Here is a 22,079-nt window from a genome sequence, read left to right as displayed (position 1 = left end):
GGCAAATAACAAATAACAAATAAAAATTAACCAATTATTTTAATTGTGATTGTTTCATTGCCTTGCCCACCGTCACATTTAACTGAGCGCCCATCAGCATCACCAAAGCAGAAAGATTGAGCCACAGCAGCAACACAATAAAAGTTCCAATCGTCCCGTAAGTCCAAGTGTAATTGCTTAAATGCAAAACATAAAACCGAAATAAAGCTGAAAATAGCGCCCACAAAATAGCAGCAAAAACAGCTCCCGAAAAAATAGGAATATCTGGTTGACGGCGACTAGGCCCGTAGCGGTAAACAAAGGCAAAAGCCAGTGATACAATTCCCAAAGAAATCGGCCACCGCCACAGACGCCAAACAGCTAACAGTTGCGACTCCAAAGGGCAATTGCCGGCGAGTAGCAAGCAATTTTGGACATCTTTTAAATCGCAATTGGCGACGGACTCCAGCAGGCAACTCTGGCGGGCAATCGCTTGTACAATTAAGTCGCTGACAAATACTACTCCCGATGCCAGAATCAATAGTATAATTGTGCCGATACTCAGCGCCAGAGAAATAAGTTTGGCTTTCCAAAATGGTCGAGTTCGATCGCTCGGGATTTCATGGATGCGATCGAGTGCAGCCATCGCCGCGCTCATTACTCCAGAAAATGCCCAAATCGCCACAAGAAAGCTCACGGAAAACAGCCCTTTATTGCGAGTTAACAGAATTTCTTTGATTAAGCCGCGAATCAAATTCCGAACGTTATCGGGTATTACCTCCCCCAAAAGGCCGGCGAGTTGATAAAGTGTTGACTGCAAAGGTTCAAAGAGAGCGATCGCAGATAAGATAGCCAACAACCCCGGAAACAGCGCCAGCATAGAATTGTAGGCCATTTGCGCCGACAGCCCCGGCAAGCGCTGCTCTCCCGCCTTAGCGCCGACTTCCTTGATCGTGCCCCAAGTCAAACACCGACAAAACAGCCAAAAAGCACCAAATTTCCTTTTGAGAGTTCGAAGCAGCCTTAAAAGCGCCTTAAACAAAGCTAAAATCAGGTAGCGCAACCAGTAAAAAATGTTCATAGCGCACAGGAAACGGGGCGAAAGATGAGGTAAAACAAGTCGTTAATTAATTAAGCCATTATCAACTCGCAATTGCCAATTCCCAATTGCCAATTCCCAATTCCCCAATCTAAAATCTAAAATCTAAAATCTAAAATCAATATTATGGCTCAGGATGTCAGACAGTGGTTAGATGAAATTAAGCGGCTGCAACAGCAGTTAACAGAAGTTTCGCGCGATCGCGATGAGGCCGGTGAAAGTGCTGCTCAGTGGCGGCAACTCTACAATACCGAAGCCGAACAGCGGCGGAATGATGCCAAATTAACTCAGCAAAGCATCGCTTCTCTGGAAGCACAAATAGAGCAATTACAAAGTTTCTCCCCCATTGTCTCCGAAGGCGAGGATGCTGGAGTTGCTCGACAGCAGGAAGTCGCACAACTGCAAACAGTAGGCGAGCTTAAAGCTAAGTTAGCAGAAGTTCTCCAAGAGCGCGATCGGGCGATCGAACAAGTTAAACAACTCACTCAAGCCCTCAAACAAGAAGAAGCCCGTCACGCCGAAACTAGCAAAAATTTAACTAGCGCCCTCGGAGATGCCGTTGACTTGCTCACGAAATCACAAAATCCTGCCCCTGCAAAAACCGAGACAGCATACTCTTTAGAGATAGTACCTGTTACCACCCAAAATCCGGGAGAAACTGCGATCGAAATCCGCCACAATCCCGCTCAACTTCCGCCTTCTAAAAACCAGTTACTTCAGCTACCACCTTTTAATCAGTAGTCAGTAGCCAGTAGTTATTAATCATACCAAATCCGCTTTTATCATCCGTCTTTTCTTCAGTCGGCGGAGGCGGACTTCATTTTGCAGGGAGCGATTTCAATCGTCTATCAACAAAACTGACCAACCCGGACTTAATATGACGCCTAATTTTCAAGCAAAAACAACAGTCCGATTGCCATAAACTAAAACACGATTTTGTAAATGATATCGCACCGCCCTTGCTAACACAACTCTTTCTAAATCTTTACCTTTGCGAACCAAATCCGACACTTCATCGCGGTGACTCACGCGCACAACATCTTGTTCGATAATCGGACCCGCATCTAAATCGGGTGTAACATAGTGGGCTGTTGCACCGATAATTTTTACCCCTCTTTCATAAGCCCTTTCGTAGGGATTTGCACCCACAAACGCGGGTAAAAATGAATGGTGAATATTAATCACATGGGGAAATTTTCTGATAAAGTCTTGACTCAAAATTTGCATATATTTAGCCAAAACTACTAAGTCAATCTTATATTTATTAATTATTTCTAACTGTCGTGTTTCTTGAATAGCTTTATTGTCTTTAGTAATGGGAATATACTCAAAGTCGATACCGTATTGTGCGGCAAGAGGCTTTAAATTTTGATGGTTGCTGATTATCAGCGGAATTTCACCTCTGATTTCTTGAGATTGTTGTCGCCAAATCAAGTCTAATAAACAATGATCTTGACGGCTGACCCAGATCGCAATCCGTCGAATTTTTTGGGAGAAATGCAATTGCCAATTTGCTTGTAAGTCCTTGGCAATTTCACTAAAAGCAGGTGTTATCTGTTCGGTGGTTAAATCAAAATCATCTAATTGCCATTCTAGCCGACTCAGAAATAATCCAGCGGTAAAATCGGTATGGTGATCCGCGTGAATGATATTGCCATTATGGGAGGCGATAAAATTGGCAAGTAAGGCGACAAGCCCCTTGCGATCGGGACAGGCAATTAACAGGGTTGCAGTAGGCTTGGTCATAATATAATGATGACAAAATTGTCTGGCTGAGTCGCTCGAGAAAAAAGCGATCTCACAGGGGTTTATTGATACGCTTAAGGGCGGGCTCTTCGGCCCACCCCACAAGGAATTTTAACTGAGAGTGTAACAGGCTAGAAAGCCTGTTTCTATGGGCTTAGGGGCGGGCTTTTCGGCCCACCCCACAAAAGATTTTAACTAAGAGTGGAACAGGCCAGAAAGCCTGTTTCGATCTTCCTTCTTCGTTCTTCCCTGTTCCCTCTTCCTTCTTCTAAAATCCCATCGCCCCAGCTACTGCATCCAAAGTCGGAGCAATGCCACTTTTAAACAGATTGTTGCTGTGATTAATGGCGGTATCCGGGTCTTTTAAACCGTTACCAGTCAGCACGCAAACCACCGTCGCCCCAGTCGGAACTTGGTCTTTCACCTTCAGCAAGCCGGCCACAGAAGCTGCACTCGCCGGTTCGCAGAAAATTCCTTCCTGCGATGCTAACAAACGGTAAGCATCCAGAATTTCGGCGTCGGTGACTGCCGCAAAACCGCCGCGGCTGGCTTCGGAAGCTGCGATCGCCTGTTTCCAGCTAGCAGGGTTGCCGATCCGAATCGCCGTCGCCAGGGTGTCTGGGTTCGCCACTGGTTGGCCCGTTACTAAAGGTGCAGCCCCGGCGGCTTGAAATCCCATCATCTGCGGCAAGCGCGAACATTTTTTTGCTTGGTGGTATTGACAAAAACCCATCCAGTATGCTGTGATGTTTCCCGCATTTCCCACGGGAATGCACAGCCAGTCGGGGGCGTCGCCCAAGGCGTCAACGACTTCAAAAGCACCGGTTTTTTGACCTTCCAAGCGGTAAGGATTCACCGAATTTACCAAAGTGACGGGGTAGTTAACAGCCATTTCGCGGACAATTTCTAAGGCGCGATCGAAATTTCCGCCAATCGAAATGACTTCCGCACCGTAAAGCAAAGCTTGCGCCAACTTGCCCAAAGCCACGTAACCCTCGGGAATCAACACGAAAGCTCGCATTCCCCCGCGTCTGGCGTAGGCGGCGGCGGCGGCCGAAGTATTGCCGGTACTGGCGCAAATTACTGCCTCGGCACCAGCTTCCTTCGCCTTGGAAATCGCCATTGTCATCCCCCGGTCTTTGAAACTACCAGTGGGGTTGAGGCCGTCGTATTTGACCAAGACGCGCACGTCTCGACCGATGAGAGAGGCGATCGCAGGTGCTGGAATCAGGGGAGTATTGCCTTCTTGGAGCGTCACTACCGGCGTGGTTTCCGTCACCGGCAGGTAGGGGCGATAAGCTTCGATCAAGCCGGGCCAGCCGTAGCGCTTGGGGGAGGCGGCGCGGGCAGCAGAGTTAGTAGCAGAGTCAGTAGCAGGTAGAATCAGGGTCACGGTGTCAATGGTTTTAGGCAAGGGCTAAGGAATTTACACTAATTTTAGCTCGATCGGTTAATTTGATGTTTAATACGATCGGTTCAGGTTAAAGTAACTTAATGGTGTGAATGTGTAGATATGTCTACTCAATTACTAATGTCAAATAATTCATCCACTCTTTCCCGGCCTCAAGTCACCGCGAGCAATCCCGAAATGGCTAGTTCTTCTACCCTATCGACCACTTTTGCCCGCAAACTAGATTTGGTGAAGTGCCCCTACCAAGCCGATCAGCAAGTTAAGTTCCTGCACTTACAAGCAGAAATCGAATCCTTGCTGCTGGAAGTGCAAAGCCTCAAACAGCAACGCTCGCTCGCTGGCTTGTCGGCTCTCGACCCGATTTCTGGTAGCAACAGCAATTAGCAGACCACAGTCGCTAATGCTAATTGTGCTGCCCCTGTGTTATAAAAACTAAGGTTTTGCTACCCGCAGAATTTTTGCCAAAAGTGCTAGAAATTCCTAACTGCGGATAGCGATCGCTAGCATTTGCTAAAACGCGCTTGCCTACTGCTCAACTCGTCTGCCACAAGCTGGCAACGAGCTGACATTTTACTGCGCTTTTTTATTGCGCTAATTTGTTAAGCCATGCTCATGGCATACGGAGAATCGAAATCAGTTTATGACAGCATCGATCGAAAAACCACTAAATTTGACATCCGCAAGTGACACCTCCAACTTGCGCCTCAAAGATATTCTCAAAACCCTGCCGCGGGAAGTATTCGTCAAAAACCCCCGCAAAGCTTGGACAAAAGTCATCGTCAACGTTTTGCTAGTTGCTGTCGGTTACTGGGGCATAGCAGTATCGCCTTGGTTTCTACTACCCCTGATGTGGATTTTCACAGGTACCGGATTAACCGGTTTTTTTGTGATCGGGCACGACTGCGGCCACCGATCATTTGCTAACCGCCGCTGGGTAAACGATTTAGTCGGACATATTGCATTTCTGCCGTTAATTTTCCCGTTTCACGCATGGCGGCACGGCCACAATTACCACCACAAACACACCAACAAAATTGGCGAGGATAATGCTTGGCAGCCGATGACAGCACCAGACTACGCTGGCGCGTCCAAGCCTTTACAAATAGCTTATAGTTTAATATTCGGTCGGATGTGGTGGATCGGCTCGATCGCCCACTGGGGAAAAGTGCACTTTATGTGGTGGCGCTTCAAAGGCCAACAAAAACAAGAACAAGTCCGGTTTTCGGTTTTTGTAGTTTTAATCGGTGCTGCGATCGGATTCCCGATTTTAATTGCCACAACAGGCATTTGGGGATTTGTCAAGTTTTGGTTGATGCCCTGGCTGGTTTACCATTTCTGGATGAGCACTTTTACGATCGTCCACCACACAGCACCAGACATTTCATTTCAAGAACCCGAAGAATGGAACGAAGCCCAAGCGCAACTATCGGGAACAGTTCACTGCGATTATCCCCGCTGGGTAGAGTTTCTGTGCCACGACATTAACGTCCACGTTCCCCACCACCTTTCAACTGCTATTCCCTGGTACAACTTGCGCCTAGCCCACAGCAGCTTAAAGGAAAATTGGCAAGATCATCTCTACGAAACAGAATTTTCTTGGTCTTTAATGAAGCGGATTGCCGACAACTGTCATTTGTACGATCCCGCGGGTGGCTATCTGACATTTGAGGAATTTAACGCTCAAACAAAGTAGTTTTGAAGCGCGATCGCTCCCATAAAAACCCGGTTTGTCAAACACAACCGGGTTTTTCGATATTACAATCCGTAGCCTTTGTAAGCTGCGGAAGGCGCGCCCTACTGTCAACATCAAAATCCGTACCATTATTAAATCAGTCATTTTCAATTTAAAATCTAAAATCTAAAATCTAAAATCGAATGACTTTCAATCCCAATAACTGTCGCAACGAAAGCGAAGTAGAAAGCAAACTCATTGTCAGCTATCTGCTACCAAAACTAGGCTATACCCCGGACACTTGGCACCAAGAAATCGAATTTGGGAATATTCGTCTAGACTTTCTCTCATTTGCCACCCAAGTTATCCCCATAGTCGTCGAGACAGACTCACCGATGAGTGTAGTCATGGAGGCTAAACATCCCAAGGAAAATTTAGACCGCCACCTGCGAAAACTCAATCGCTATTTAACAAGTTTGAGCATCCGCTACGGACTCATAACTAACGGTAAAGAAATTAGAATTTACGAAAGAGCCGTCGATCATATTGAGCTAGTCTTTAAGTGTGCTGGACAAGACATTGAAAATAGAATTGATGAAATTAGCGCTTTAATTGGCAGAGATCGTTTAAGATTTATAAAAAATCCCGATAATCTCGAACTGGAAGATAGTAAAATTAATTTGGTTAGTCCTGAGTTAGTTAGCGAAGTCCCAGTACAGCCTAACAATCCCGCCCCCGCAGAACCTGAGCCAAGTCAAATCTCAGAACCGGAACCAATACCTGAAAATAATCCAGTTAACCCTCAAGTTAAATCCGATGTAACCGTTCCCCAAAAAACTCAAAATACGATGAAAATCATTGCAGTTTACCACAATAAAGGCGGCGTTGGCAAAACTACAACAGTAGTCAATTTAGCCGCAGCCCTCAGCAAGCAAGGTAAAAGAGTCTTGGTAATAGACATGGACAGTCAAGCCAATACAACATTTGCCACAGGATTAGTCAAATTTGAGGATGAAGAACAAGACGATTTGAAAAACAACAATATTCTTCACGTTTTGCAGTCAGCAGATTTCTACTCTATCACAGATGTCGCGAGAAAGTCTAATTTTTGCACTCCAGCCATAGATGTGATTCCTTCTCATATTGATTTAATGCAATATGAAAATGAACTAAACTCACTGGATTACAGTAAAATAATTCTGATTCAAAAACTAGCAGAAGTACAAGAAAAGTACGATATTGTACTGATTGATACGCCGCCATCTTTGAATTTATATGCTAGAGTTGCTTTGATTGCTGCTGATTATTTAATTATTCCTTCTGACTTAAAGCCTTTTGCCAATCAAGGACTAATTCATGTCAAAGATTTTATCGGAAAAATCAATGGATTCAAGAAACTAATTGGCAGAAATCCTCTAGAAATTTTAGGCGTACTTCCTTGTAAAATATCAACTAACACTAAATTTATACAGTACAGTTTGCCCAAACGGAGGGCGGCAATTCCCAAACGCTACGGCCTGGAAATTATGGAAAGCGCCATTTACGAAAGAGATGATTTGGCTAAGTGTGCAGAACAAACTCAGATGGTGGGAGATATGGAAATTGCCGATCCGGTTTCGGTGCTAGACTTTAATCCAGATTCTACCGCATCTCAAGAATTTGAAGTATTAGCAATGGAAGTCTTGGAAAAGATAGGTGATAAATAATGAAAAAATTATTGGTGTCGTTGGTTCTAGTTAAAAAGATTACATCCACAGTTCCCCGTTCCAATTTTGCCGATCGCGATTTGGAGAAACTGGCGCAACTGATTTTAGAATTAGGAGGATTGATCAACCCCATAATTCTCCGCCGCAACGGTATGGATTCCTACGAGATAGTAGACGGAGACTTTGAATACTACGCTGCGGCGAAAGCCAGGGAAATTAACCCTATGAAAGGCGAGACAATCGGAGCATTTATTCTTGAACCAGAAAATGAAGGACTGCTTTTAGAGCAAGTTCAAGCGCTGAGGAAATCAGCCAAAACTGAAAATTTAGTTGATCTCCCAGAAACCGGGTTTTTGTACGAAAATACTTCGTCGCCGCCCGCAGATTCAATAACAAACGCGGTTTCTTTGGTCGAAGTCCCTAATTTAGGTGAAAATGAAACTCCCGAAGAGTCATCTAGTTTAGAACAGCGACTAACAAATATTGAAGCCCAGTTTGCCAGTCAAATTAATGAATTAAAATCCGAGTACGCCCGCGAACAAAAAGTTTTAGCCCAGAGTATACAAGAACTTGAAAACCGAATCTTACAACAAGTACCTCTGTTAGTTGAAGCTGGGTTAGCAAACAGAATTAATGAGTTGAAATTAGAGTCGCCACCCGAAAAACAACTGGTGGTAGAGAGGATACCAGAAGTTGAAAACGTAGCTTCCCAATCAATGTCGGCGTTGGAAGCACTCAATACTTTAGAAAAAAATCAACTGTCGGCTAATTTGAAAGATGCTGGCTTGAAGCTTCCAATAATCCAAATAATACTCAAAGAGCGAGATGTGCGGCCGTTTGTCTCCTTTGCAAATGTGGTAGAACGTGTTAAAGGGTTAGCCGACAAAACAATGATTAAAATAATTGATAAGTGGCACAAATATTCATAACTCGCAATTCCTGTCGCCACTAGCAACTTTGGTCTAGTGAGTCTCTACGCCAAAAAAAGTAAAGATGAGTAAAGCAGTGTATCCTTGGTGTCCCCCAGCCAGTTAAACTCATCACAGCCGCTTTTTTTAGGAATTGCAGTAACTTTTGCCGTAGCTTGCGGGGCGGGACGCCATCGCTCGGGCTGTCACCGCACAGCCAGCCGCCCAGGTACAGCAGCAACGCCATATCTCCCCCTGATCACCGAGTTCGATAGATCACCGAGTTCGATCGCAGTTGGGGTAAAGTGCTTGTGGCCCACCCGACAATTAGAGTTCTTGGGTTAGTCCTGCATCACTTAAAACTGAGGCTGTAAAGTGCAAATATACACAAATATCTACACAACAGATTTTAATGACAAAAGGGGACTTGTAACAAGATGGATCGATCGTCCGATCAAAACCGAATAGTTGAATATTTGCGGATTAAGCCCATTAGTCACACTCAGATTTACACTTCCCAAATTGCAATACCCGAGTCTCATCGGGGCGAAATTCCTCGCGAACGCCGCGAAGCTCTTAGGAGAAGTCTGATCGAGCAAGGCAGCAACTTGATTCCTTTAATTGTACGCCCCACTGAAGCTTACAGCAACGAAGAAGAATATGAAGTAGTCTGCGGCTCGGATTGGTGTATTGTTGCTAAAGAACTCGGCATCGAGCAAATGTGGGCGTGGGTATTTGAAATGACCGACGAGGAGGTAGCTGTTGCTCAAGCAGAAATGGAACATTTAGCTCCGCAATCGACTCACAAAAATGCACAAATTGAGACTTTACTGCAACAATTTGAGCTATCATTTCAAAAAAAGGTAGACAGTCTAACAAAACAAATAGAACAATCTGTTAAAAAAAATGAAGACCTGCTAAAAAAGCACGTAAAATCTCTAACTGATCAGAACTTTGAGCGTAACCAAATAGAACAGATTAAGCATTTGCTCGAACAAGTGGAAAAAGCATTTCATGAAAAGGTAGATAAAATGGCTAAAAAAATTGAACAATCGAGCAGCAACCATCCGCCAACATCGGCTGTTATTTCTGAGGTAAATCTTGAAGGTGCTTTGAGACAGTTGGATGAACTGGAAAAACTGCTGTCAACAAAATTAGAACGCACAGTCCAAACCATTAATCAGTTTGTCTCCGACGCCATTGAAGACGTAGAAAATGACCTGAAAAATCAAATCGAAACGCTCCGCCGCCAACTGGGCGCCGCGGCGACGCACTCAGAAATACAGCCAGAGGCACCGCCAAAGAAGCAGTCAAAAACGCAGCCGAAGAAGCAGTCGAAAGCACAGCAGAAACCTCAGTTACCGCAGTTGCAGTTGGAGTTGCCGTTTCCGTCCCAGTCCCCAGAGGAAGACTACGAAAGTCTTTCGCTGAGACGGTTGAAGGCGATCGGCAAAGACCGGAAAGTGCGGGGCTACGCGCGCATGAAACGACCGGAAATTCTGGCGGCTCTCAGACAAACTGACGGTCAATAAAACGCTAATTGCTAATAGTTAAAGACTAATTATGCGGTGTTCGATCGCGTGTTTGGGCAAAAAGCGCGATCGGGCTTTCAGAATAGTCCTCGGCCGAGATATGAAAAGCTTGCTAAAATAGACACACAACCTCTTACTCCTCACCCAGCAGCCATGTCCGCAACCGCAGAATTAGCTACTACCCAAGAAATACTAGAAGAAGAGATACCGGAAAACTTTATCTTTCCTCCCGGCGATTTATACAGTGATGAACATTCCGTAGAAACAGAACTGCACCTGCGACAAATAATCCTACTCCTCCAATCCCTAGAATGGCTGTGGCGAGATAGAAACAATTTCTATGCTGCTGGAAATCTCACCATTTATTACTGTTCCAATCAACTTAAATCGAAAGACTTCCGAGGATCAGACTTTTTTGTGGTACTCGGAACTGAACGCAAAACTCGGAAAAGCTGGGTAGTTTGGGATGAAGAGGGAAAGTACCCCAATATTATCATTGAAATCCTGTCTCCCAAAACAGCGGATATAGATAAAAACTTTAAAAAACAACTGTATCAAGATACTTTTCGCACTCACGACTACTTTTGGTTTGACCCAGAAACTTTAGAATTAGCTGGATTTCATTTAGTTGACGGGGAATATGAAGCAATCGCACCGAACGAATTCGGGCATCTGCGGAGTCAGCAGCTCGATTTGAGTCTCGGAATTTGTGGCGGAAAACTGCGTTTCTTTACAGCAGAAGGAGAGCTTGTCTCTACTCCTGAAGAGGTTGCAGAAAGGGAGGCTCAACGAGCCGATCGCCTGGCCGCGAAACTGCGAGAATTAAACATTGATCCCGATACAATTTAGTGCACCCCCTACTCACAAAAACACGGTTTACTGCCGCGTGTATCGGTGCTTCACCCCAATCGGAAAATACTCCGCATCGCCCGTCGCAGTTAATGTCACCACAGGTAACTGATATTCTGGCGGCACATAATTAGCAAATTCGCTGTTTAGCCGCCGCAATTGCGTGAGAATTGAAGATGCGATCGCCTGTTTCATCTCCTCGTCGCCCTCCACCCCCGCTGCTAATTCCACAACCACCGATAAAAACCGATTTTGATCCGCATCTTCCTTGACTTGCAGTACAAATTTTCCCGTCACCCATTCCCGAATCGTGGGAAATTCTAAACCTACGGTGACATTTTCCGGGTAAATGTTAGCACCGAAGTAGGAAACGGTAAAGTGCGATCGCCCAAATACATAGACAAATGGCAAGCAACGAATTCCTCTGGGGAAATCAGAAACTTTCATACCTGCTGCTTGCTGCAAACGTGCCACAGGGTTAAATCCCCATTCAGCCAAAAAATTGAGCATTGCTTCGTAACAAATTAAACCGCCGTTATCGGAGATGTGATAGCGTATTAGCGGGATGCCGTTGTCGCCAGAAAATAACAGCGTGCCGTCATTATTCACTTCAAAAAAGCGGCTTTTCGGATCGTACTGCATCAGCGTTGGCAACCGCGATTCCCCGAATAAATTGCGTGCTGCTTCCGGATTGTTTGCTAAAAAGCGGCGGATGCAAATACTCAGCGGTGTCTCGTTGCCCAAAACGCCCGCATCGGCTGTACCGTAAAGGCTCGCAGAGTTGTAATATAGATTGTCAGAATTAGTGCGATCGCTCACCAAACTCCGCCATTCTTCGCTAAACACTTCTCCCGCAAACACCATCTTAATTCGGTATTTTTGCCACTCCACACCCCCAGCAATTCCGCTATCAATCACATCCTTGATAAACGGCGGATATCCCAACAAAACTACTTGCTCGAAATGCTCCCCAAGTTCCTGCACAACTCGGAATATTTCAGTCTTATTATTCCCCGGCGTCACAACTGTAACTGGATAGCCCTTACTCGCTAGATAGCGGCAGCAATTTGCCGTGTACATTCCGCCTACCCAAGTTCCCAACGCAAAGCAAATGACAGCTAAAGTTGAGCGCTTGTCGGCGTAAAAACTGTCGTGAAATATTTGTTCAAAACGAGCAGCTATTTGCAACTCATCGCTGATAAAACGCGGCCAAAATGTGGGGTTTCCTGTCGAACCAGATGAAACAGCAATGAAATCGCAAGTTTCTAATTTGCCCTGGTAACACAACTGAGGTAGCGGGTGACAGCGTAAATAATTCTCTTTAGTAATTAGCGGCAATTTTTGGAAGTCTTCAAAGGTTTGAATTGAGGCGGGATTGATGTTACGTGCAGCTAGGAAAGTCTGGTAAGCTGGTACTGTGGCCGCGACTTTTTGAAAAAGCGCGATCGCCCTGGATTCGGCAACTCGATTCTGCTGGTGTTGCAATCGTTCCTCAAGCGGCGCCCTCAAAAACTCTTCAAACGCCCCACTTGCTCGCTGACGCTGTTCTGGCTGCATGATTTGCTCCTTAAAATGGGTATTTGGAACCTCGATGCTCAAGATTCAATTAGTAGCGCTAACGACCCGATCGCACATTGGGCTGGACACTAAAAATTTGAACACATTTTGAGGTCGATCGAAAATATGGCGCAGTAGATAAACTTCCATAGCACGAAACCGCTGTTTTCACAATAACCACAGGGGATAGCCAAGGTGCCGATCGACAAATAAACACTGACACACTATGTCAAGATTAATTCAGCGATCGCCCAAAACTCCCAGTCTCAGTCAAGCGTGAAAATCCGACGCAGCAAGTTCCAATGAACAATCCCATCTACCCCGGCATAACTCTCAACAACCACTACCGCATCGTCCGCGAATTGGGACACGGAGGCTTCGGGCGCACCTACCTCGCTGAAGATGCCCACCGATTTAACGAACCCTGCGTTTTAAAAGAATTTGCGCCCCAAGTACATGGAAGTTACGCTTTACAAAAATCCGAGGAACTGTTCGAGCGGGAAGCGGGAGTGCTCTACAAGCTGCAACACAATCAAATCCCGCGCTTCCGCGAACTCTTCCGCGTCAGTATCAGCGATCGAGGCTACCTATTTCTCGTCCAAGACTACGTGCCAGGCCAAACTTACCGCTTTTTGCTAGACGCCCGCAAGCGTCAGGGTTTGCGGTTCATAGAGGCAGAAATCAATCAACTGCTCATCCAGATTTTGCCCGTGCTCGAATACATTCACTCTTTGGGAGTGATTCACCGCGACATCTCCCCGGACAACCTGATTCTGCGGAGTTCTGACGGGATGCCAGTGCTAATCGACTTTGGGGGAGTAAAACAAGTCGCCGCCACCGTAGAGTCTCTTTTCGCTGAGGCTAACGGCACTCCCGCCCCCGCGACTCGCATCGGCAAGCTCGGCTATGCTCCCGTCGAACAGATGCAGATGGGCATCGTCTCTCCCCACAGCGATTTGTACGCTCTGGCGGCCACGGTTTTGGTGTTGCTGACGGGGAAGGAACCGCATCAATTGCTCGACAGCCATACCCTGAATTGGAAGTGGCGGGCGGAATGTTCTCTGTCTCCGAATTTGTCCCTGGTGCTGGATAAAATGCTTGCTCAACAGCCGAGCCAGCGTTACTCCTCGGCTCGCGAGGTAATGCTCGCTCTCTCCGGCAATCCGCCTTTACAGCCACCTTTGCCACCAGCCCCGGATTTTGGGATCACGCAGCCACCGCCGGATTTCTCGCCTATACCCGTGCCCGCTCCCACGCCAAAACTGCCGGGAACTCCGGTGCGAATTGCTGCTATTGGCAATCAGCAAAAAATGCCTGCTTGGAAAATGGTTTTGTTTGTGGTGGCGGTGCTATCAACTATGGGTGGAGTTGGCTGGTTTGCGGGCAATTCTTTGTTAAATCTGCAATCAAAAGTGCAGAAAGTTCCCCAGCCTTCAAACCCGAAGCAGCAACAAGAAGATGCTTTGCAAGATCGCTTTGTCAAGCTCAAAATTGACGATCGATTCTATAGCGGTTATGTCAACCTTGTGGACGAGACTTTCTATGCCAAATACCCGGAATTGGGCGGACGGCTGTTAAAAGAAGGCGATGACGATCGCCAATGGCGCGAAAGGTGGCAGAAAATCGGTGACGAGTTGCTCGATAAGCTGGAAAACCTCAGCAGCGACGCTAGAGCGCGGTTGGGTACTTACGACACCACTGATCTCGATCGCTGGAAAACAGAGGTTAACAAGCTGAATTTGAGCAGTCGGGCTTTGTACGATTTGGCTGATGCTAAGTTCTTTTATTGGTTTCCAGAACAGCCGCGCGATCGCAATATCATTGGTTTGCCGATCGGACAAATTTGGCAAGCAATTACCGCCGACGCACTCGAAGCCTTACAAGCTGGAGCAACTGTCGAAAGCGTTGAATTTGACCGCCGATCGAACAGCAAAAGCCTCACAGGGAATCTCAAACCCGGGGAAGGGAAAGCTTACATTGCCAGGTTCGCTCAAAATCAAACTTTGCGCGTGAATTTACAAGCACCGCGCAAATCTACTCTACTGTCAATTTATACTCCGGGGCGGACAAAGGGCGCGCGACCTTTGCTGGAAGATGCAGAGGGGCTTAGTTGGTCGGGATTGCTGGATGATGCTGGTTTTTATGAATTTGTGGTAGTTTCTCAAGCATCTGAGCCGATCGCTTACGAGTTGAACCTGACGGCGGAATAACTGCTATTGACGCTCTCGATCCACCCAGGCAATAATAAGGTAATACCAATCAGATAAGTTGTCGGGTTCAAACAAAGAATATGCTGAGATTCGCGATCGTAGCTTTAGTGACTTTTGGATTAGTATTAGTGACTGCACTAGGTTTACATCCGGCCAATGCGACAGTCAGCACTCCCGAATTTTATGCTTGGAACTTTGCCTCTGTAGGCAGTAGCGAGCTGGTTTGTAAAAAGACCCTAGTAGTTCCGCAAGACCTGATAATTCCGTCATCATCCATGCAGGCTGTCAGTATCAATTCTGCAATTGTAGATGAAAAGTTTTGCGTGAATTCCCCTAAGCCTGTGAATTAAGGCCGTGCATAATATGATTTCCGGTTAGAGAACCATACTTAAGTTCTCCGTTAGTCGATTTGAGATTTGAGATTTACTTCACAGATGAATCTGGCAGCTTCAACCTTAATCTAAAATTTTTATCTCTCCACGACTGTTGTCTGAAAGCAAGTATCCTTTTTTGGATGAATCAGGACACTGCGTCCTGATTCATTCATTGATAAAAAACTCTAGTTGTCAGTACAAATACGGACTTATTATGAACAATTAACCGGACCTCATATAAGTGATAGCCTGAGTAATTTCCGCCATCGGCGCTGTGAAAGTGTGGGCGGCAATTTTTTTAATGAGAAATATCGGCTATTTTGTAATGAAAATTCATCAAACAAGTCGGGCGCCGAAGTTTTATGCTCTTGAAAGAGATCAAACTCTTCCTTATTTTCCCAGTGCTTTTATGGTGACTTAAGAACCGAGGGAAAATATTCAGCCATTTGGCTAATCGTTTATTGGCTAATTGGCCGACTCAGTAATTCGTTAGTTTGAGTATGCTAGAGTTAGTCAGGTTCAGATATATAGTGCCATCTGTTATCTAAGTATCATGCTCAAAATTTTGGTGATTGAAGACGACGAATTAATCCGGGAAACTCTTCTGCAACTCCTGGAATCTCACAGCTACCGGGTCATTGCGGCTGAAAACGGTCGAGCTGGGGTGCAGATGGCACTTTCGGAGATACCTGATTTAATTTTGTGCGATGTGCAGATGCCGGAACTCGACGGTTATGACGTGTTGCGGACTCTGCGGCAAAACTCTCTAGCTGCAACAATTCCATTTATTTTCCTCACGGCTCAAAGTGACAAAACCGATTTTCGTCGGGGGATGGAATTGGGGGCAGACGATTACTTGACAAAGCCGTTTACCAAAGCTGAATTGCTGGGAGCCATTGCTTCTCGCGTCTTGAAACGGCAAACTATTACTCAACCGCTGACAGTCGCGCTTCACCAAGCAGAAGCCAGACTCAAAGATTTAGTTAATGACTCGACCAAGGTTACGACCGTCTCTCCTGAAAAGTTTGCTCTCGAAGCTTTGCTGCGCCACGCTTTGGCACAAGGTGAGTTTCAGGTATATTATCAGCCACAAGTGAATATTGCGACCGGCCAAGTTATCGGCGCCGAAGCTTTAGTTCGCTGGCAAAATCCCGATCGAGGTATAATTTCTCCCGTCGAATTTATTCCCTTAGCAGAAGAAACAGGTTTAATTATTCAGATTGGGGAGTGGGTACTGCTTTCAGCTTGCGCTCAAGCCGCTAGTTGGCTGGCTGCAGGGTTTTCGCCCTTTACAATATCAGTAAATTTGTCTGCGCGACAGTTGTCAGACCCGGAACTCAAGGCGCGAATCGTGCAAATATTGGAAACTACAGGTTTAGATCCTGCTAATTTAGAATTAGAAATGACCGAAAGCGCTTTGGTGGAAAATGCGACAGTAGCAGGCGCTACTTTAAACCAACTAAAAGCTTTAGGAATTCGGATTGCTATTGACGACTTCGGCACCGGTTACGCTACTTTAGGATATCTTAAGCAATTTGCTTTTGACAGTTTAAAGATTGATCGAATTTTCGTCCGTAATGCCAACGAAGATACTCAAAATGCTGCTATTACTACAGCAGTAATTTTACTGGGTCACAGTTTGAATATGACCGTAATTGCTGAGGGAGTGGAAACACAAGCAGAACTAGATTTTTTGAAACAACATCAGTGCGATATCATGCAGGGGTATCTGTTCAGCCGCCCCGAACCAGCAGCGATAATTGAAAGTATGTTGGTTGCCGACCCTGGTTTGTGCGCGCAGCCGCCAGTAGTAGGACCTGCTCGCGTTGTCCCTTTTGTACCTGTTTCCGAACCCGAAAAATCTAAAAACCTTTCAATGTCGGGTCTAGGAATAGTGTAAGTGTCATCCAGCTTTCTGTTTTATAGGATTAAATTCTTTCTTTTACCTTCTATGGTCTGCATAAAAGTTGACGCTTCCTCATAAAAAGTTGTAGCTTTTGATGATATGCGAATCAAAGAAGGATATTGTTCCCCATATTGCTCTACTGCTTCCCCTTTTATGCGCTAGGCGCCCCTAATTGGACTATTTGAGAAAGTGTAGCGTCTTCAAATTGCGAGCCTTTATCAAGTTGCAGGAGGTAAACTCATTTAAGTTCCTACTTTGGAACTGGCAGTTTCAAGAACTGTCCAACTCGAATTGGTGCAAGCCTGTCATGGAAAGAATATTAGTAGTTGACGACGAAGCAGACTGTCAAACAGTCTTAGCAATGTACTTGGAAAGTCAAGGATATCGGGTTGAATGCGCTAATTCAGGGGTTGAGGCGCTCTCGATTTTTGAAAAGGCCCCCCCAGATTTGGTAATTTCAGATGTCATGATGCCGGAAATGGACGGGTTTGAGTTTTGTCGCCGTTTGCGAACTACCCGTTTGGGACAGTTAGTCCCTTTTATATTTTTGTCGGGTCAAGGGGAGATTGAGTCAAAAGTTGAAGGTCATTCGATCGGCGCTGACGATTATCTGGTAAAACCTTTTCAATCGGAAGAAATCTTAGCTAAGGTAAAGGGGCAGTTAGAGCGCTCTCACCGCATTCACGCCGAGATTGTCCGACTGCTGCAAACTGCTAGCGGTAGGGCGGTGGAACCAACATTTGTGGCAGTATTGCCCGCACCTGCACCTTTGCCTTTAACTCCAGCCGAGGAAAGAGTTTTTTGGGAGGTTATCCAGGGTTATACTAACAAACAAATTAGCGATCGGCTGTTTATTAGCCCCCGGACTGTGCAAGCTCATTTAGGCAGCATTTTCAGCAAACTACAGTTAGAAAATCGTGCCCAGCTTGTGAGATTTGCCCTAGAAAGAGGATACAAACCACCTCAAACTTAGCTCGGATCTCAACTTAGGGTGCGCCAGCCAGTGGATTTTAGATTTTAGATTTTAGATTTTAGATTTTAGATTTATTCCACAGATTCATCTGGGAGCTGGAACTTTACTCTAAAATTTTGATCTTTCCACGACTTAAGTGGGGAACTTGTATCCGTTTTTGGGCGGGAGCAAAAACTCCCGTAGCTGCCAAGAAAATGGAGGCTGACGCACTCAGCCAGCAGATTATTCCACATTCAAAACACAATAAGGATAATTAGTTATCACACAAACCCCTGGCCCCAAATTCGTACCCCGGAAGTTGGCACGTTCCAAATCACCCTGCCGCACGTTATTCGCCGCATCGATATTTGTCCCGGTCAATTGAGCTCTAGGAAGCCTAGTATTTGACAAAATAGCATTCTGCAAATTACTATCGCGCACATCCGCGAAAGACATATCCGCTCCGCTTAAATTCGCACGATTCAAATTAACTCTAAACAACAGCGAACGCCTCAAATCGGCATTCGACAAGTTAGCTTGCAGCAGATAAGCTTCGCCCAGATTCGCATTAAAAAGTTTAGCACCGCGCAAATCCGCACTCGTCAGATTGGCTCGCCCCAAAAAAGCATTAGACAAATCCGCATTTCGCAGATTAGCACCATTCAATTCAGCACCGTACATCTCGGCATTAACTAAGTTAGCATTGGTCAAATTAGCATCACTTAAATCCGCTTCTAGCAAATTAGCTTCATAGAGATTTGCTCCGCTTAAATCCGCTCCTCTTAAATTAGCTCTGTACAAGCTAGCCTTGAACAAATCAGCATTTCTCAAGTCACAGCCCTCGCACTCCTTAGTTTCCAGCAATTGTCTAACCTGATCTGGATTTTGAGCTTTAACGGGAGCTGCCAGCCCAAACAAAGCTAAACAAGCCGTTACAGTTGCCAAGAGTTTAAGTTTCACAAACAAACCTCACTGCTACTTCAAACAAATTATACTAGGAAACTGTAGACTTTAAACCGATATCCTTCTCTCTTTTATCTTGCTCTGCGTTCTCGGCGCCCTCTGCGGTAAATCAAAAAAAAATGATTCGCAGCCAAGGATTTAGACCAGCTTCCAGCAAGGCGGGTCAAGCCCGCCCTACTTAACTTAATTAAGCTTCATCTAAAGCAGCAACACCAGGCAATTCCTTACCTTCTAGCAGCTCCAAACTAGCACCGCCACCAGTGGAAATGTGGCTCATTTGTTCGCCTAAATTCAACTGTTCCACAGCCGCCACCGAGTCACCACCACCGATAATTGTGGTAGTACCGGTTTTAGTAATCCCCGCCAAAGAATGGGCAATTCCTTCAGTTCCTACAGCAAACTTCTCCATCTCAAACACGCCCATAGGCCCGTTCCAGATTACAGTTTTGCAATCGGCCAAAGCATCTTGGAAAGTTTTCACTGAATCTGGGCCGATATCCAAACCCATCCAACCGTCGGGGATGCTTTCAACAGAGACTGTTTGAGTATTAGCATCAGCAGCAAACTTGTCAGCAACTACCACATCAGTAGGTAACAGAAAAGTAACTCCCCGTTCCTTCGCCTTAGCTTCCAAAGACTTCGCCAATTCCAGCTTGTCATCTTCCACCAAAGACTTGCCCACGTTCAAGCCGCGAGCTTTGTAGAACGTGAAAACCATGCCACCGCCCAACAGCAGTTTGTCGCACTTTTCGAGCAGTTTTTCAATGACTCCAATCTTGCTGGAAACCTTAGAACCGCCGATAATAGCAGCTAAAGGACGCTGAGGATTGTCGATCGCACTGCCGAGATATTGCAGTTCCTTCTCCATCAAAAACCCAGCCACAGAAGGACTCAGATACTTAGTAACGCCCTCAGTAGAAGCGTGAGCCCGGTGAGCAGTACCAAAAGCATCATTGACATACAAATCGGCCACAGAAGCTAACTTCTTAGCAAATTCTGGATCGTTTGCCTCCTCCTCTGGGTAGAAGCGGACATTTTCCAGCAACAGCACATCGCCATCTTGCATCGCCGCGACTGTAGCAGCGACTTCATCACCGATGCAGTCGTCAGTCTTTTTGACCTCTTTGCCCAACAATTCCGACAGCCGTGTAGCAACCGGTGTCAAGCGCAACTTCTCCGTCACACCCTTGGGACGGCCGAAGTGGCTGCACAAAATCACCTTAGCGCCCTTGGACGCTAAATCTTGAATTGTCGGCAGAGCCGCGCGGATGCGAGTATCATCGGTGATATTGCCGTTGTCGAGCGGCACGTTAAAGTCCGCCCGCACCAATACCCGTTTGCCCGATAAGTCCGATGCCGATAAATTTGCTACAGTTTTTTTTGTCACAGGATTAACCTCCTAATATGTGTGTTTTTGTCGAATTCCGTTGAAATGGCGGCACTGGTCACTTGCACTTGGGCCTCGGACGCATTCAACCGCGTCCGTACAAAAAACGGAAGATGAAACAAACGGCACTGATTGGCTCAACGTAAACATTTTATCGGAGTCCGCGTCCCGGAGATGTGCAGTATGTTCAAGACTGTCTTATTTCCTGTAGATCAAAGCCGAGAAGCCCGCGAAGCTGCCGAAAAGGTGGTCAATATCGTGAAAACCTACGCTTCTCGCTTAGTTATTCTCTCGGTAGTCGAGCCCCCAGCCGAGGAGGCCGACGCCCCGGCCCGAGAGGTGATGACTTCCCCCGAAGCAGTCGCCAAACTTCTGTCGGAGGCCCAATCGATGTTTTCCCAGCAGGGAATTGAAGCTGAAATCATCGAACGGGAAGGCAAACCTGCTTTCACGATTTGCGATGTGGCTGACGAAATTGGGGCCGATTTGATTGTGATGGGCTGTCGGGGGATGGGTTTAACCGATGATGGGGCGTCTGACAGCGTTACCAATCGGGTGATCAATCTGTCTCCTTGTGCAGTTTTGATTGTGCCTTAAGGAAGGAAGAAGGAAGAAGGAAGAAGGAAGAATGAAGAGGGAAGAGAGAATAAGGAAGAAGCAAGAAGGAGGAAGACGGAAGAGGGAATAAGGAAGAAGCAATAAAGAAAACTCTTTCTTTTTACTTAATCTCAGCAGTGTAAGTTAGATACCTAACAGCTTACTTTTTCATTTTCCCTTTTTCATTTTCCCTTTTCCCTCTTCCCTTTTCCCTCTTCCCTCTTCCCTCTTCCCTCCTTACTTCTTGATTCCTTACTTCCTGATTGCTTCCCTAGTTCCTTCCTTTGTGATTCTCTCTTTCCTTACACTCATCCTTCTTCCTTCTTCCTTCTTCCTTCTTCCTTCTTCCTTCATATTATGAAAATTCACTGGTATCCCGGTCACATTGCCAAAGCGGAACGGGCATTAAAAGAACAGCTAAAGCGAGTAGATGTGATACTCGAAGTCCGAGATGCCCGCATTCCATTGGCTACTTATCACCCCCAAATGCCGAGCTGGGTGGGCGGCAAGCCGCGAGTCTTGGTCATTAACCGCATGGATATGATTACGCCTCGATCGCGCGAGGCGTGGGAAACATGGCTGGAGGCGCAGGGGGAAACGGCGTATTTTACCAATGCCGAGCACGGTCACGGAGTAGACGCTGTGGCGGATGCAGTGCAGAATGCTGGGGTGCAGCTAAATAAAAGAAGGTTCGATCGAGGTATGCTGCCCCGTCCAGTCCGCGCAGTGGTAATGGGATTTCCCAATGTGGGAAAATCTGCTTTAATTAATCGGCTGTTAGGGCGGAGAGTGGTAGATAGTGCTCGCAGAGCTGGAGTAACTAAATCGCTCCGATGGATTCGCATTTCTGACGAAATTGAATTATTAGACGCGCCCGGAGTGATCCCAACCCGAATTAACAATCAAGAAAATGCCATAAAATTAGCTATTTGCGAAGATATTGGCGAAGCAGCTTATGACAATCAGGTAGTAGCTGCAGCTATGGTAGATTTGCTCCTAGGGCTGGAGGCGGCTGATGAGACTTTGATATCACTATCTGGTTTCAAATCCAGGTATAAATTAGATGCAGCCTCTAGTAATGGTGAAGATTATTTGCACGAGGTCGCAAAAGACAAGTATAAAGGAGATGTCGAACGAACGGCGCGGCAGATGTTAAACGATTTTAGAACTGGTGTGTTGGGTCAGCTTTCTTTGGAGTTGCCGCCGGCTTGATAAGACTCGTGCCATAGAA

At 46.1% G+C, this 22,079-nt stretch carries 19 protein-coding genes; 13 read left to right on the top strand and 6 right to left on the bottom strand.

Features of this window, described 5'->3' with window-relative positions; genetic code table 11:
- Positions 1 to 34: 34 nt before the first annotated feature.
- A complete protein-coding gene (locus QT996_RS07160; RefSeq protein ID WP_333045499.1) occupies positions 35 to 1,060 on the bottom strand; it encodes a YihY/virulence factor BrkB family protein in 1,026 nt (341 codons plus the stop codon).
- 144 nt (positions 1,061 to 1,204) lie between these two features.
- Here QT996_RS07160 and QT996_RS07155 point away from each other — a divergent pair, with 144 nt between their 5' ends.
- Complete coding sequence (locus QT996_RS07155) at positions 1,205 to 1,819, top strand: hypothetical protein (RefSeq protein ID WP_333045498.1); 615 nt, start codon at positions 1,205 to 1,207, stop codon at positions 1,817 to 1,819.
- 150 nt (positions 1,820 to 1,969) lie between these two features.
- On the opposite strand, the gene purU is transcribed toward QT996_RS07155, so the two are convergent.
- Positions 1,970 to 2,824 (bottom strand): formyltetrahydrofolate deformylase, encoded by an 855-nt coding sequence (purU, locus tag QT996_RS07150; RefSeq protein ID WP_333045497.1) that lies wholly within the window; start codon positions 2,822 to 2,824, stop codon positions 1,970 to 1,972.
- Positions 2,825 to 3,092: 268 nt separating this feature from the next.
- On the bottom strand, positions 3,093 to 4,217 hold the full coding sequence (gene thrC, locus QT996_RS07145; protein ID WP_445304547.1) for a threonine synthase: 1,125 nt from the start codon (positions 4,215 to 4,217) through the stop codon (positions 3,093 to 3,095).
- Between the two features lie 120 nt (positions 4,218 to 4,337).
- Between thrC and QT996_RS07140 the strand changes: the two genes are divergently transcribed.
- From QT996_RS07140 to QT996_RS07115, 6 genes are all read left to right on the top strand, one after another.
- A complete protein-coding gene (locus QT996_RS07140) occupies positions 4,338 to 4,619 on the top strand; it encodes a hypothetical protein (protein ID WP_333045496.1) in 282 nt (93 codons plus the stop codon).
- Between the two features lie 256 nt (positions 4,620 to 4,875).
- On the top strand, positions 4,876 to 5,928 hold the full coding sequence (locus QT996_RS07135; protein WP_333045495.1) for a fatty acid desaturase: 1,053 nt from the start codon (positions 4,876 to 4,878) through the stop codon (positions 5,926 to 5,928).
- Between the two features lie 182 nt (positions 5,929 to 6,110).
- Positions 6,111 to 7,613 carry an AAA family ATPase gene (locus tag QT996_RS07130; RefSeq protein WP_333045491.1) on the top strand — a complete coding sequence of 501 codons (1,503 nt, stop codon included), beginning with the start codon at positions 6,111 to 6,113 and terminating at the stop codon, positions 7,611 to 7,613.
- The gene (locus QT996_RS07125) at positions 7,613 to 8,542 is read left to right on the top strand and encodes a ParB N-terminal domain-containing protein (RefSeq protein WP_333045490.1); all 930 of its coding nucleotides are present in this window, start codon (positions 7,613 to 7,615) and stop codon (positions 8,540 to 8,542) included. The genes QT996_RS07130 and QT996_RS07125 overlap by 1 nt, the downstream gene beginning before the upstream one ends.
- A 416-nt stretch (positions 8,543 to 8,958) precedes the next feature.
- Positions 8,959 to 10,053 carry a Rho termination factor (modular protein) gene (locus QT996_RS07120; protein ID WP_333045489.1) on the top strand — a complete coding sequence of 365 codons (1,095 nt, stop codon included), beginning with the start codon at positions 8,959 to 8,961 and terminating at the stop codon, positions 10,051 to 10,053.
- 153 nt (positions 10,054 to 10,206) lie between these two features.
- Entirely contained in the window at positions 10,207 to 10,902 is a 696-nt protein-coding gene (locus QT996_RS07115; protein ID WP_333045488.1) for a Uma2 family endonuclease, read from the top strand.
- Positions 10,903 to 10,929: 27 nt separating this feature from the next.
- Here the strand turns inward: QT996_RS07115 and QT996_RS07110 are convergent, their stop codons facing one another.
- Positions 10,930 to 12,459 carry a phenylacetate--CoA ligase family protein gene (locus QT996_RS07110; RefSeq protein ID WP_333045487.1) on the bottom strand — a complete coding sequence of 510 codons (1,530 nt, stop codon included), beginning with the start codon at positions 12,457 to 12,459 and terminating at the stop codon, positions 10,930 to 10,932.
- A 302-nt stretch (positions 12,460 to 12,761) separates the two neighbouring features.
- Here QT996_RS07110 and QT996_RS07105 point away from each other — a divergent pair, with 302 nt between their 5' ends.
- The 4 genes from QT996_RS07105 (at position 12,762) to QT996_RS07090 (ending at position 17,922) form a co-directional block, all read left to right on the top strand.
- The gene (locus tag QT996_RS07105; RefSeq protein WP_333045486.1) at positions 12,762 to 14,669 is read left to right on the top strand and encodes a serine/threonine-protein kinase; all 1,908 of its coding nucleotides are present in this window, start codon (positions 12,762 to 12,764) and stop codon (positions 14,667 to 14,669) included.
- Positions 14,670 to 14,749: 80 nt separating this feature from the next.
- Entirely contained in the window at positions 14,750 to 15,019 is a 270-nt protein-coding gene (locus QT996_RS07100) for a hypothetical protein (protein ID WP_333045485.1), read from the top strand.
- A 577-nt stretch (positions 15,020 to 15,596) separates the two neighbouring features.
- Positions 15,597 to 16,943: an EAL domain-containing response regulator gene (locus QT996_RS07095; RefSeq protein ID WP_333045483.1), complete on the top strand. Its 1,347-nt coding sequence runs from the start codon at positions 15,597 to 15,599 to the stop codon at positions 16,941 to 16,943.
- Positions 16,944 to 17,256: 313 nt separating this feature from the next.
- Positions 17,257 to 17,922 (top strand): response regulator, encoded by a 666-nt coding sequence (locus tag QT996_RS07090; protein ID WP_333045481.1) that lies wholly within the window; start codon positions 17,257 to 17,259, stop codon positions 17,920 to 17,922.
- A 222-nt stretch (positions 17,923 to 18,144) separates the two neighbouring features.
- On the opposite strand, the gene QT996_RS07085 is transcribed toward QT996_RS07090, so the two are convergent.
- Together QT996_RS07085 and QT996_RS07080 are read right to left on the bottom strand one after the other, a co-directional pair.
- Positions 18,145 to 18,861, bottom strand: coding sequence for a pentapeptide repeat-containing protein (locus QT996_RS07085; RefSeq protein ID WP_333045480.1), 717 nt, complete (start codon positions 18,859 to 18,861; stop codon positions 18,145 to 18,147).
- 190 nt (positions 18,862 to 19,051) lie between these two features.
- Positions 19,052 to 20,251, bottom strand: a complete 1,200-nt coding sequence (locus QT996_RS07080; RefSeq protein WP_333045479.1) for a phosphoglycerate kinase — start codon at positions 20,249 to 20,251, stop codon at positions 19,052 to 19,054.
- Between the two features lie 183 nt (positions 20,252 to 20,434).
- On the opposite strand from QT996_RS07080, the gene QT996_RS07075 reads away from it, so the two are divergent.
- Positions 20,435 to 20,848 carry a universal stress protein gene (locus QT996_RS07075; protein WP_333045478.1) on the top strand — a complete coding sequence of 138 codons (414 nt, stop codon included), beginning with the start codon at positions 20,435 to 20,437 and terminating at the stop codon, positions 20,846 to 20,848.
- A gap of 357 nt (positions 20,849 to 21,205) precedes the next feature.
- Positions 21,206 to 22,060 (top strand): ribosome biogenesis GTPase YlqF, encoded by an 855-nt coding sequence (gene ylqF / locus QT996_RS07070; protein ID WP_333045477.1) that lies wholly within the window; start codon positions 21,206 to 21,208, stop codon positions 22,058 to 22,060.
- Positions 22,061 to 22,079 lie beyond the last annotated feature (19 nt).

Source organism: Microcoleus sp. S13C4 (assembly GCF_036700865.1).
Classification (GTDB): domain Bacteria; phylum Cyanobacteriota; class Cyanobacteriia; order Cyanobacteriales; family Microcoleaceae; genus Microcoleus.
Note: the sequence above shows the minus strand (reverse complement) of the source record. Positions and strands in the feature narration are given on the sequence as shown.